This window comes from Psychrilyobacter sp., assembly GCF_049671765.1.
Lineage (GTDB): Bacteria > Fusobacteriota > Fusobacteriia > Fusobacteriales > Fusobacteriaceae > Psychrilyobacter.
Window position 1 is genome coordinate 1 of record NZ_JBATVM010000031.1, and the last position, 11801, is coordinate 11801.

Sequence of the window (11801 nt, forward strand, 5' to 3'; positions counted from 1 at the left end):
TACGATAATTCTAAATTTTCTGACTATGTAACTAAAAATACTATTGGTGATGACAACATGGATGCTTTTATGCTTGGTTTTACTACTGAGTATGATTTTTATCAAGCAGATAGTTTAGCACTATATATATCTGGATCTTTAGGAGCTGCTGCTAGTGAAATAGATGTAAAAAATCTTTTTTCTAATCAAAAAGAAACTCTTAAATCAAATTTATATGCTAAATTAGGTTTTGGAGCTAGATTTAATAATGGAATAGGTTTAGAAGCTGGTTCAAGAGCTATTTCATATGAGTATGATATAAGTGGTACTACTAATGATTATAGTGATGAGATGTATAGACAACAATTTTATTTTGAAGCAAACTATTCATTCTAAAAAACTAAAAAATATTTTTAAAAGAGTATTCCTAAAAGAACGCTCTTTTTTTGTTTTAAAATAAATGCAGTATTAAATAGCAAGAAAGACTAATAGATAAATAAATTACAAAAGGTTGACCACTGATCAACCTTTTTTCTATTTATTTTGATAATACAGTATTTTATTTATTTTTATTTGAAAGAGTATTATATGTATAAAACCCTATAAATAAGAATAAAATATACGCACATAAAGACATTAATGATGGTTTAGGATCGTAACTAAACATCCCTTTAAAGAACCCACCAAATAGTGAATGCTTATCAATTAACCAAGTCGTATCCCATAATTTTTTTATAATTGTTGGAATAGTTTCCACACTTTGTAGTTTTTTTATTCCATGTGCAAAGAATCCAGCAGAAATTAGTATCAATAAGTAACTAAATACCTTAAAGAATGAACTCATATTTATCTTTATTGCTCCTTTAACCATTAAGTAACCAATAACTAAAGAAGTTAATAAACCTAACAGTGACCCAATTAAGATGCCTTGACTATTTTCTGTCCCTATTACAGCTAATAAGAAGAAAAAAGTTTCTATTCCTTCTCTTAAAATAGCGGTAGTCACTAAAAACATCAAACCCCAAACTCTTTTAGATTCTACTAGTCCTATTAAATCTTCCTTTAATTTATTCCCCGCTGATGCCCCTGTTTTTGCCATCCAAATAACCATCGATAAAATAAATAACGAACTTATAATTAAAGTTGGCCCTCCTAAAAAACCTTCTGCTCTATTAGTATAACTTCCTAGAGTAATTTTTAATATATATACTATTAACCCTGTTAATATTAAACCTAAAGCTACAGAACTCCAAACGTATTTTTTATATTGTGTTTGCTTTGTTTTTGTTAGAAAACCTAATATAATTGCTATTATCATTACTGCTTCAAATGATTCTCTTGATACTACTAAAAATGAACTAAACATCTCCTCCTCCTTTTGCTTTGATTTTCAAAGCTTATCATACGCATAATACTTTGTCAACGAATATAATCAATAAAATTTTAAAAAAATAATTTTTTTATTTAAATAGCTTTCCCATTCTTTTATTTAAACTCTTCTTATGTTATAATAATTACAAAGTTGTAACAGGAGGAAAAAATGAAAAATAAATCAAGAGAAGACAAAATAAAAAGTAAACATCTCGGGGCACACGTTAGTGTTAGTGGAGGAGTTTTTAATGCTCCTAAAAATGCCCATGATATCGGTGGTGTAGCCTTTGCAATGTTCTTAAAAAATCAAAAAAGATGGGTTGCTAAAGATTATGATGATAAAATAATAAAAAAATTTAAAGATGAGATAAAAAAATATGATTTTAATTCCGATTATATTATGCCTCATGCTGGTTATCTTATAAATCTGGCTAATTGTGATCCTGAAAAATGGCAAAAATCATTGGATGCCTTAATCGATGAATTAAAAAGAGGAGAAGAACTAGATTTAAAATATATAAATCTACATAGCGGAAGTCACCTAGGATTGATCTCATTAGAGGAAGGATATGACCTTATAGCTCGTGGAATCAATGAAGCTATCAAAGCTACAAAGTACATCACTATAGTCCTTGAAAATACAGCTGGGAAAGGGAATACAATAGGAGGAGACTTTGAAGAATTAAAAGAAATTATAGATAGAGTAGAAAATAAGGATCGTATAGGAGTCTTACTTGATACCTGCCATACATTTGACTATGGTTATGATATAGCTACTGAAGAAGGATATAAAAAAACTTTTGAGGAGTTTGAAAACCTAATTGGATTTAAATATCTAAAAGGAATTCATCTAAACGATTCTATGTATGGATTAGCTTGTAAAAAAGATAGACATGAAAGTATTGGAAATGGAATGTTGGGAATGGATTTTTTTAAAAGATTTATGAATGATTCTAGATTTGATAATATGCCAATTACATTAGAGACAATAGATCAATCTATATGGAAAGAAGAGATAGAATTACTTTATAGTCTTATAGAAAAATAGAAAAAAGCTTTTGCCTATAAGCAAAAGCTTTTTTAGTTACATTATTGAACCTAAAGCTAATAATGCCATTGTCATTACTATAAATGCAATAAATAGAGGCATTACAAATTTTAACCACTTTGTATATGATACTCTTCCTATTGCTAACCCTCCCATTACAACTGCTGATGTAGGAGTAAGTAAGTTTAATACTCCTGATGCAGATTGATATCCAGTAACTACTACATTTTTAGCCAAACCTGAAAATTCTCCTAATGGAGCCATAATAGGCATAGATAGTGTAGCTAATCCTGAAGTTGAAGGAATTAAAAATGACATAGGCAAGTAGAATAAGTATGAAATAATAGCAAATGCTGTAGATCCTACACCTGTTAATGCCTGTTCTCCCCAATATAATACTGTATTTGTCATTCCACCAGCATTCATTACTATAGTTATCCCTCTAGAAAGTCCTACAATAAGTGCTACTCCTAATAGATCTCTAGCACCATTTACGAATACAGATACGATTTCTTTTTCTTCCATACCATATATTTTCCCAACTAGTATAGCTGAAACCATAAACAATACAGTCATCTCTCCAAACCACCAATCACCAAGTGCAACCATATCTCCTAATAATTTACCTACTAATGGTAACCCTTTGAAAAAGTCATTCATAGTCTCAAATATTGTGATATTAAACTTATAAGCCCATGGGATTACTCCTAAGATCATAATGACAAAAGTCCCACCAAATATCCAAAGAATCAATGCTCTTTTAGAATTTAATTCAGGAGTTTCTTGTTCTTCTCCCCCTAAAAAATGATGTTCATTTTCTTTTTTCATGTCATATACCAATGATTTTGTCGGGTCTTTTTTTACTTTTTCAGCATATCTCATAACATAAAATATAGCAAAACCAAGTAAAACTACCATCATTATAAGTCTTAATCCTAATCCATCTCCCACAGAAATTTCAGCGAATCCAGAAGCTATTCCTGTAGCAAATGGATTTACTGTAGAACATAAAACTCCTGTTCCAGCCCCTAACATTATTACTCCTACTGCTGTCAAAGCATCATATCCAGCACCAATAAATACTGGAATTAAAAGAGGATAAAAAGCTATTGTTTCTTCTGCCATCCCAAATGATGTTCCTCCAGCTGCAAATATCATCATAAGGATTGGTATCATTATCTTTTCTCTTCCCTTTAACTTTTTAATAACCTGTCCAATTCCTGCATCGATAGCCCCTGTTTTCATTACTATCCCTAGAAACCCTCCAATTACTAGTACAAATAACGCAATATCTTTAGCTTCATAAAAGCCATTAATAGGAGCATTTATTACTTCCCAAAGTGCTTGAGGATTTGACTCTACCACCTTATATGTTCCAGGAACTGGTTGTTTTGTCCCCTCTACATAGTCGTACTGACCTGCTGGAACTATCCATGTAAATACTGCTACTACAATTATTATACTGAATAATACAGTATAAGCTGTTGGCATTTGAAATTTCTTTTTCCCCATTTTTTCTTCCTCCAAATATTGTTTTTTTAATCACAAACGTAAAGTAAACCTACATTTAGTATAGAATATGCGCACTATAAAGTCAATACTTTTCTTTGATTTCCCTTAGAATTTAAGTGTTTTCTAATTAAAAACAAAATAAATAGTAAATTCAGATCAAATACTGTACAATATATAATCAAAATAAAGAGTAAATATTAAAGGAGACAAATTATGAAGATAAACATGACAGAGGGGAATATTACACGTTCTCTCTTAAAAATGGCCCTTCCAGTTATGGGAACATCTTTTTTACAGATGGCCTATAACTTAATAGATATGATATGGATTGGAAAGATGGGAAGTGGTGCTGTAGCTGCTATAGGAAGTGCAGGATTTTACCTTTGGCTAAGTTTTGCATTTATTAGTATATCTCAGGTAGGAGCTCAAGTTAAGATAGCTCAGTCTATTGGTGGTAACAAACTCAAGTTAGCACAGAGTTACACTGTAAATGCTATCCAATTAAATATAATTTTATCTATTATTTATGGACTTATTATGATTCTATTCAAAGATTCTCTCATTGGATTTTTTAGACTTGGTGACCCAATAGTTATTGGTATGGCTAAAAAATATTTGGTCATAATAGCTATTGGATTGGTATTTAACTTTACTAATCCTGTTCTTACATCAATTTTTACAGGTTATGGAGATACTAAAACACCTTTTTATATGAATGCCATCGGTTTAGTTATTAATATGATCTTAGACCCTATCCTTATATTTGGAATGATAGGATTCCCTGCTATGGGTGTAGCTGGAGCTGCAATTGCTACTGTTATTGCACAAGGGTCTGTAACACTGTCATTTTTAATCTATATTAAAAAATTTAAAACTCAAGTTTCATTAAAAGGAATATCAGAACTGCCAAAAATTAAAATTATCAAAGAAATTACTGCTTTAGGTATCCCTGTAGGATTACAAAGTGGTTTATTTACTGGTCTCTCAATGGTAATTGCTAGGATAATCTCCTTTTGGGGCCCTATGGCAATAGCAGTTCAAAAAGTAGGATCCCAGGTAGAGTCTCTCTCTTGGATGACTGCTATAGGCTTTCAGGTTGCTCTATCTGCCTTTATCGGACAAAACTATGGTGCTAATCAACCTAAAAGAATACTCAAAGGATATAAGGTCTCTATGATCATCATGAGTATCGTAGGAATTTTAACAACTTTTCTTTTTTATCTTGGTGCTGAAAGAATATTTAGAATCTTTATTCAAGAAGAAGAAAGTGTTAAAAATGGAATTGAATATTTAAAAATCCTCTCCTATTCTCAGTTATTTATGTGCATTGAGATCTTAACTGCTGGAGCTTTTAATGGTTTAGGAAAAACTAAACCTCCGTTTTATATCACAACTTTTTTTAATCTCGTGAGAATCCCTATGGCGTTATTTCTTTCTCAAGATGGTTTATTAGGATTAAATGGTGTTTGGTGGGCTATAACTATCACTACTTTATTCAAGGGTATTTTTATGGTAGGATGGTTTATAAAAACAACCAAAAGTTGGTGTTTTTTTACTAGAAAATAATAACTATAAAAATAGATCCTATGAACATTTCGTTCATAGGATCTATTTTTATAGTTATCTTATCTTCCTTCAAATACTGGTCTAAATCTTTCGAATACCTCTTTAACGGAAATTATATCTTTTATCTTCCACACATCTTTACCAGCAAAATAAATTCCATCTTCAAAATTCCCTTCATGTCCTTCAACTAATTTTTCATTTACACAAAATGTATGATTACATTTTTTTAAACATTGGTTACATTTTGTAGGCTTTTCCTGTGTTCCAGCTAATAATCTATCCACAAAAGGACTTATAATAGCATTAGCAGGTAATCCAGCAGATGACGCAATCTCGACTACTTCACCCTTTTTGGCTTTTACATACATCTCTTTAAATTTATCACTAACTTCACATTCATTCGTAGCTATAAACCTAGTACCCATTTGCACTCCTACAGCTCCTAAATCTAACATTCTTTTAGCATCTTCAGGCTCTATTACTCCACCGGCTCCAAAGACCGGTATATCTACTGCTTCTACTATTTCCTTTACAATATCCCAAGAATCAAGATCTGTTCCCAAATGTCCTCCAGCATTTCCACCTTCAACAACAATGGCTGTAGCTCCTAGTCTTTCCGATAATTTAGCCCCTTTAACAGATGATACAATTGGAAATATTGGTACATTTCTTTCTTTCCCTATTTTAAATATACCTTTAGAAAATCCAGCACCACAGACAATTAATTCTGCTCCTGCATCGATAGATGCATTTACTGCCTCTTCAAAATTACTTACAGCAACCATTACATTTACTCCAATTGCTCCTGCTTTCTCTCCCATATATTCTTTTGCCTTTATAATTTCGTTTTTCAACTCATCCATTCCAATAGCCGAACCTGCAATTAAGCCAATTCCACCCTCTCTTGCAACAGCTCCTGCTAATCTTGACATTGATGCTCTAATTGCCATTCCACCTTGAATAATTGGTACTTCTATTTCTAAATTTCCTATTTTCATAATAAATCCTCCTAAAAATTGCTTATCTTATAATAACACTTGTAATTTATTATTGCAATGTTTTCTAAAAATACATTTAAAGACTAAATATTTCTATATGTATAAAGGGGTTAAATCGTTTTTAATTCTTTAGATTAATTGATTTTTTTATTTACAGTGTTATTTTATTTTTCTTTATTCTCTAGTAATTTCCCAATCACTAGTATTACTTGCACCTCTTGTCCCACCTTCTATTTCACTTCTTTTTATTTTAGTTTTTGGTGTATACTCTTTGACGTGTAAAAATTTTACATGTTTATCAGTTGTTAGAAGTCTTATTGAATACTTGGCTATCTCATCACCTTGAATTCCTAATTGAGAATTTGACTTAAAAACATATAGAGTTATAGTACCACTCATATTTCCAGTAGATGTAATCTTACTAGTAAAATCTTGGTCAAATGAACTTTCAGATATTTTTTCATATTCAAATATATTAGGTAAATCCAACCTTTCAATTGGAACCTTTATTCCTCCATCTTTCCATTTACCATTTGCAACTCCATTTTCTTCCTCTTCTTCTCTATAAATTTCTATCTTTTTTTCCACCAAATTAAAATGAACAGTATATTTTTCTCCCGTCTCCCGAGATCTTTTAGCAGCTATCCTAAAAAAGTCTCCGATTTCATTTGTCACCTTTATCATAGCTCTAGATTCAGCTTGCTTCTTTATTGAAACTCCTCCAATACCTACCAAGATTCCAATGAGAGCAAGCACTATTAATAATTCTATTATTGTAAATCCTCTTTTTTTCATATTCTCCTCCCTTTATTTATTGATAGATAGCTACTTTATATTTACCATTTTATAATTCTTTTCCTTTATCCCAAAAAAAAATGGAGAAATTCTCCATTTTTTTATTTTAAATAATTTTATACTAATTTTTTAGCTATATCTATTGCTTTATCATAATTAGGATGATTTGCAACTTCTTGTACATATTCTACGTGCTTTACAATCCCATCTTTGCCTATAACTACTATTCCTCTAGCTAAAAGTCTTAATTCTTCCAAAACAAAACCATATTTCATTCCAAAATCTAAATCTTTATGATCTGAAAGAGTCATTGCTGTATCTACACCTTTATTTGCACAAAATTTACCTAGTGCAAATGGCAAGTCTGCCGAGATAGTAATGACATTTATATTTCCATGCTCATAAGCTTCTGTATTAAATCTGATTGTCTGTAGCTCACATACCGGAGTATCTACTGACGGCATAACTGAAATTATAATTACCTGTCCCTTTAATTCTTCTAAACTAAATGGTGATAAATCTGTTTTTAAAGCTGTAAAATTTGGTGCTTTTGCTCCTAGTTTGATCTCATTTCCTATTAATGTTAATGGATTTCCTCCAAATGTAATACTGTTATTCAATCTAAACACCTCCATATTGATATACTAAACTTTACGATAGTTTTAGAAAAAAGTCAACATTTTATAATCATTTTATTTTTGTACTTATTATAATTAGCTGTATATTTCAACTTCTTCTAAACTAGGATTAAATTTATGTCCTGCTGATACCAATCTATTCATATCTAACTTGGATAAAATACTACTATATTCACTGTCATGTATTATAAAAAATACTTCTTTTCCTATATATTTTTTTATAGTCTCTTTAAATATTTCTCTTATTTTTTCATTTTCACATTCAACTTGAATACTGTCTAAACTTATGTCTACCTTTTTAACTATCTCAAATTCATTCATAAGAGGTTCAAATATTTCTATAAATTCTTGAATAATTTTATTATTTTCCAAGTTATCAGCCAAATAACCACTTGCCCACTTAGGAAAAAGAGCTAGCTCTACAGCTTTTAATTTTATATCTGAAACTATCTTTAATTTTGAAATTTCATGAAAAATCAAAAGTTCATAAATATAAGAATAATTTGAACTGAGTAAAAGTTCTATATCTTCATCAATGTCTATCTTCTCTCCGTCTAAAAAGCCATCCAAATCTATGCTTGTTATATATTTTTCTTTAGTGTCTACTTTATATTCAAAATCTCCATCTTCACTCTCTACTGTGAATTTTCCAGACCAATTTATCTTATTCTTTTTCTCATCTAAACGAGTCCATTCATTAAATGATCCTTCTATTAATCTAGCAAACTCTACTTCATTGAATTTTTCTAAATCGCTATTTTTTATATCCACATTTATTTTTTCTAGTTTTATTTCCATTGTTGCCTCCTAAATTTAAACCTTTATTAGTCAAAAAATATTGCCAAATGCTCCTCTGAACTAGGTTTATTTAAACACGATCCTATGATAAAAACTAAGCCACCTATTGCTATCGTAGGCACTATTTGATGCATACCAAAGAGCTTTATCTTTAAAAGAGTCATACTAACATATACTAAAAGACTTATTCCCATACTCAGAAGTGCTCCAGTCGCATTGGCTTTTTTCCAATATAATCCAAGTAATATCGGCCACATAAATACAGCCTCTAGTCCACCTAAAGCAAATAAATTCAACCAAACTATAAATTCTGGAGGATGATAAGCCAGTGCAAATACCATAACACCCATGATTAAAGTTGTCCACAGAGATATCTTGCTCAATTTTTTTTGATCTACCTCGGTAGCTATATAATTTATATAGATATCTTTTACTATGGTTGAACTAGTCTGAATTAGAAGAGAATCCACAGTAGACATAATTGCAGCCAACGGTCCACCTATAAAAACTCCTAATAATATTGGCGATAAATTCCTAATTGCTAGGATTGGAATTACTTTATCTCCCAATTGTTCGTTAGGCATAATTGCTATTCCCATAACTCCGATCAGATGCATCATTATCATTAAAAATCCAACTACAAGAGTTCCTATAACCATAGCTCTATGAAGAGATCGACTATCTTTAAATCCCATACATCTTATGGTAGTCTGAGGTAGTCCCAAAAGACCTACTCCTACTAATACCCAGAATGACATTATAAAAGGTTTTGTTATTGCCCCTCCACTAGTTGGGGTCAGTAAGCTTGGGTCTATATCATAGATAGTTTGCATTATATTTCTCATTCCGCCACCTGCTTCTTTTAATACCCAAAATAAAATCACACTAGTTATCAACATTATTACACCCTGAATAGCATCAGTTATAGCTACAGTTTTAAATCCACCAAATACAGTATAAAATATTATTGAAAATCCAAAAATAACTAACCCTACAGTGTAATCTAAACCAGTTAAAACTTCAAATAACCTTGCTCCTCCAATAACTTGAACAACCATATAGGCCATGAAAAATAATAGGATAGCTGCAGAAGACATTATTACTACCCACTTATTTTGGTATCTTGCTCTGAGAAAATCATTTATTGTTATTCCATCAATTTTCCTAGAAATAATAGCTAATTTTTTTCCTAATATTCCCAGAGTTAAAAAAGCAGTTGGTATTTGGATAGAAGCTAATAGCACCCATCCTAAGCCTAGTTTATAAGCCACTCCTGGTCCACCTAGAAATGAACTAGCTCCTGTATAGGTAGCAATAACAGTCATAGCTAGAACAAACCCTCCCATACTTCTGTTTCCTATAAAATATTCATTGGTGAAATCTTTACTTTTTTTTCTTCTTGGACTGTTATAGTAAGCAACATATAATGTTATTCCTAAATATACCAATAGTGGTAATATTAATTTTATTTTTTCCATTCTTCTCTCCCTATATTTTTTTCGTATATTTTCAAATCTACTTCTTTAAAAAATAACTTGATAGAAATCCATAATAAAGTAGTTATCATTAAAAATCCTAAGATACAAGAATAAAAAAACCATTCTGGTAAACCCAAGATATATTTGTAATCTTTTGGATCAACATCTCCTAATCCATATGCAAAACTATACCACCATACAAAATATATAAGATATAATATCACTGTTATTATCGCTTCTTTTTTTAGTTGTTTATTAATTTTATTCATCTTCTTTTCCCTTCCCTAATTTTTTTAATAATTCTGTTAAAATTAATTTTTCTGTGTCGGTTAATACATCAAAGGTATTTTTTAAATTTTCGACGTGAGTTCCTAAGATATAATCCAATAGATTTATACCTTTAGAAGTAATACTAATTAGTACCTGTCTTTTGTCTACCTGAGACCTTTCCTTTTTAATATAACCCTCCTTTAATAGATTATTTACCACAACTGTCATGGTTCCACCACTTGAAAATGTCTTTTCAATGATCTCTTTAATATTGAATTTCCCCTTATGATAAAGTAAATTCAATACCGAAAATTGTGTTTCTGTCAACCCTTCCTCTTTAATTTTAGGGTATATCCTCCCATTTATAGAGGAATTACACCTTGACAATGTTACCAATAACTTTAAATTTCTCATCTCTTTTTCATCATATTTTTTCATAAAAGAATTATACTACTAATTAGTATAAAATGCAATTTTTTTAAAATAAAAAAAACACCCAATATAGGTGTCTTTTATGATTTTTAATTTTTTTCTAATTTTTTCACCTTTTTTACCAATTCTGGTAATTTTTTTAAACTAGCTTTTATTTTTAAATGTTCCTTTACACTTACTGGAGGGTTTCCAGAAAGAACTTGATTAGGAGCTACATTACCTGATATTCCTGATTGAGCTCCTAAAACCACATTATTCCCAATCTTAATATGCCCAGCTACTCCTACCTGCCCTGCTAAAGTACAGTTATCTCCTACCTCGCTACTACCTGCTATTCCTACTTGAGAAATTATGAAACAATTTTCACCAATTATTACGTTATGCCCTAATTGCACTAAATTATCAATTTTAGTATATTTTTTTATAATTGTATCTCCAATAGCTCCTCTATCTATCGTAGTATTGGCACCGATTTCGACATCATCTTCCAAAACTACTCTTCCTATCTGTTCTATCTTTATATTATTTCCATCTACCTTAGTATAACCAAATCCATCAGATCCTATAACAGCACCTGGCTGCAATATACAATCTTTTCCTAAGATACAAAATTCTCTAACAACTGCATTGGGATAAAGAATAGACCCTTCTCCTATTACTACATCTTGACCTATATAAACATTTGGATGTATTATTACATCATTACCTATTTTTGCTCCATGACCTATATAGACATTAGGAGCTATTCTTACTCTCTCACCTATTTTTGCACTATCTTCTATTGCTTTTATAGGAAATATAACTTCTTTTTTAAAAAACTTTAACAAAATAGGCATTAATTCTCTAGGATTTTTTTCTACTACTATATATGTTTTATTAGGCAAATATTCCTCTAATTTAGGAACTACCAATACTG

13 protein-coding genes are annotated in these 11801 nt (G+C 30.5%); 3 read left to right on the forward strand and 10 right to left on the reverse strand.

The features are described from left to right. Window positions 1-375 (forward strand): hypothetical protein (locus WBG30_RS01360; protein ID WP_424502846.1); only part of this gene is annotated, 375 nt, incomplete at its 5' end. Between the two features lie 163 nt (window positions 376-538). Here the strand turns inward: WBG30_RS01360 and WBG30_RS01365 are convergent. After that, window positions 539-1345 carry an FTR1 family iron permease gene (locus tag WBG30_RS01365; RefSeq protein WP_424502847.1) on the reverse strand — a complete coding sequence of 269 codons (807 nt, stop codon included), beginning with the start codon at window positions 1343-1345 and terminating at the stop codon, window positions 539-541. 174 nt (window positions 1346-1519) lie between these two features. Between WBG30_RS01365 and nfo the strand changes: the two genes are divergently transcribed. Beyond that, the gene (nfo, locus tag WBG30_RS01370; protein ID WP_424502848.1) at window positions 1520-2398 is read left to right on the forward strand and encodes a deoxyribonuclease IV; all 879 of its coding nucleotides are present in this window, start codon (window positions 1520-1522) and stop codon (window positions 2396-2398) included. Window positions 2399-2434: 36 nt separating this feature from the next. Here nfo and WBG30_RS01375 read toward each other — a convergent pair whose 3' ends face one another. Continuing rightward, window positions 2435-3910, reverse strand: a complete 1476-nt coding sequence (locus WBG30_RS01375) for a YfcC family protein (RefSeq protein ID WP_424502849.1) — start codon at window positions 3908-3910, stop codon at window positions 2435-2437. A gap of 213 nt (window positions 3911-4123) precedes the next feature. On the opposite strand from WBG30_RS01375, the gene WBG30_RS01380 reads away from it, so the two are divergent. Then, window positions 4124-5476, forward strand: coding sequence for an MATE family efflux transporter (locus tag WBG30_RS01380; protein ID WP_424502850.1), 1353 nt, complete (start codon window positions 4124-4126; stop codon window positions 5474-5476). Window positions 5477-5535: 59 nt separating this feature from the next. Here WBG30_RS01380 and WBG30_RS01385 read toward each other — a convergent pair whose 3' ends face one another. The 8 genes from WBG30_RS01385 to lpxD all read right to left on the reverse strand — a co-directional run. Further along, on the reverse strand, window positions 5536-6474 hold the full coding sequence (locus WBG30_RS01385) for an NAD(P)H-dependent flavin oxidoreductase (RefSeq protein WP_424502851.1): 939 nt from the start codon (window positions 6472-6474) through the stop codon (window positions 5536-5538). 174 nt (window positions 6475-6648) lie between these two features. Continuing rightward, entirely contained in the window at window positions 6649-7269 is a 621-nt protein-coding gene (locus WBG30_RS01390) for a pilus assembly FimT family protein (protein WP_424502852.1), read from the reverse strand. A 116-nt stretch (window positions 7270-7385) separates the two neighbouring features. Continuing rightward, window positions 7386-7898, reverse strand: coding sequence for a thiol peroxidase (tpx, locus tag WBG30_RS01395; protein ID WP_424502853.1), 513 nt, complete (start codon window positions 7896-7898; stop codon window positions 7386-7388). Window positions 7899-7982: 84 nt separating this feature from the next. Then, window positions 7983-8705: a hypothetical protein gene (locus WBG30_RS01400; RefSeq protein WP_424502854.1), complete on the reverse strand. Its 723-nt coding sequence runs from the start codon at window positions 8703-8705 to the stop codon at window positions 7983-7985. Between the two features lie 26 nt (window positions 8706-8731). Further along, entirely contained in the window at window positions 8732-10183 is a 1452-nt protein-coding gene (gene panF, locus WBG30_RS01405; RefSeq protein ID WP_424502855.1) for a sodium/pantothenate symporter, read from the reverse strand. Continuing rightward, entirely contained in the window at window positions 10171-10452 is a 282-nt protein-coding gene (locus WBG30_RS01410) for a YhdT family protein (protein ID WP_424502856.1), read from the reverse strand. The genes panF and WBG30_RS01410 overlap by 13 nt, the downstream gene beginning before the upstream one ends. Next, window positions 10445-10891, reverse strand: coding sequence for a MarR family winged helix-turn-helix transcriptional regulator (locus WBG30_RS01415; RefSeq protein WP_424502857.1), 447 nt, complete (start codon window positions 10889-10891; stop codon window positions 10445-10447). The genes WBG30_RS01410 and WBG30_RS01415 overlap by 8 nt, the downstream gene beginning before the upstream one ends. 83 nt (window positions 10892-10974) lie before the next feature. Next, window positions 10975-11801, reverse strand: an 827-nt coding sequence (lpxD, locus tag WBG30_RS01420) for a UDP-3-O-(3-hydroxymyristoyl)glucosamine N-acyltransferase (RefSeq protein ID WP_424502858.1), incomplete at its 5' end; no start/stop codon positions are given.

What these genes read in the sequence shown, in the direction of transcription:
- WBG30_RS01365 (WP_424502847.1), bottom strand. Translation starts at nt 1,345, where the DNA reads ATGTTTAGTTCATTTTTAGTAGTATCAAGAGAATCATTTGAAGCAGTA.
- panF (WP_424502855.1), bottom strand. Translation starts at nt 10,183, where the DNA reads ATGGAAAAAATAAAATTAATATTACCACTATTGGTATATTTAGGAATA.
- WBG30_RS01380 (WP_424502850.1), top strand. Translation starts at nt 4,124, where the DNA reads ATGAAGATAAACATGACAGAGGGGAATATTACACGTTCTCTCTTAAAA.
- WBG30_RS01375 (WP_424502849.1), bottom strand. Translation starts at nt 3,910, where the DNA reads ATGGGGAAAAAGAAATTTCAAATGCCAACAGCTTATACTGTATTATTC.
- WBG30_RS01400 (WP_424502854.1), bottom strand. Translation starts at nt 8,705, where the DNA reads ATGGAAATAAAACTAGAAAAAATAAATGTGGATATAAAAAATAGCGAT.
- WBG30_RS01415 (WP_424502857.1), bottom strand. Translation starts at nt 10,891, where the DNA reads ATGAAAAAATATGATGAAAAAGAGATGAGAAATTTAAAGTTATTGGTA.
- WBG30_RS01390 (WP_424502852.1), bottom strand. Translation starts at nt 7,269, where the DNA reads ATGAAAAAAAGAGGATTTACAATAATAGAATTATTAATAGTGCTTGCT.
- WBG30_RS01385 (WP_424502851.1), bottom strand. Translation starts at nt 6,474, where the DNA reads ATGAAAATAGGAAATTTAGAAATAGAAGTACCAATTATTCAAGGTGGA.
- nfo (WP_424502848.1), top strand. Translation starts at nt 1,520, where the DNA reads ATGAAAAATAAATCAAGAGAAGACAAAATAAAAAGTAAACATCTCGGG.
- WBG30_RS01410 (WP_424502856.1), bottom strand. Translation starts at nt 10,452, where the DNA reads ATGAATAAAATTAATAAACAACTAAAAAAAGAAGCGATAATAACAGTG.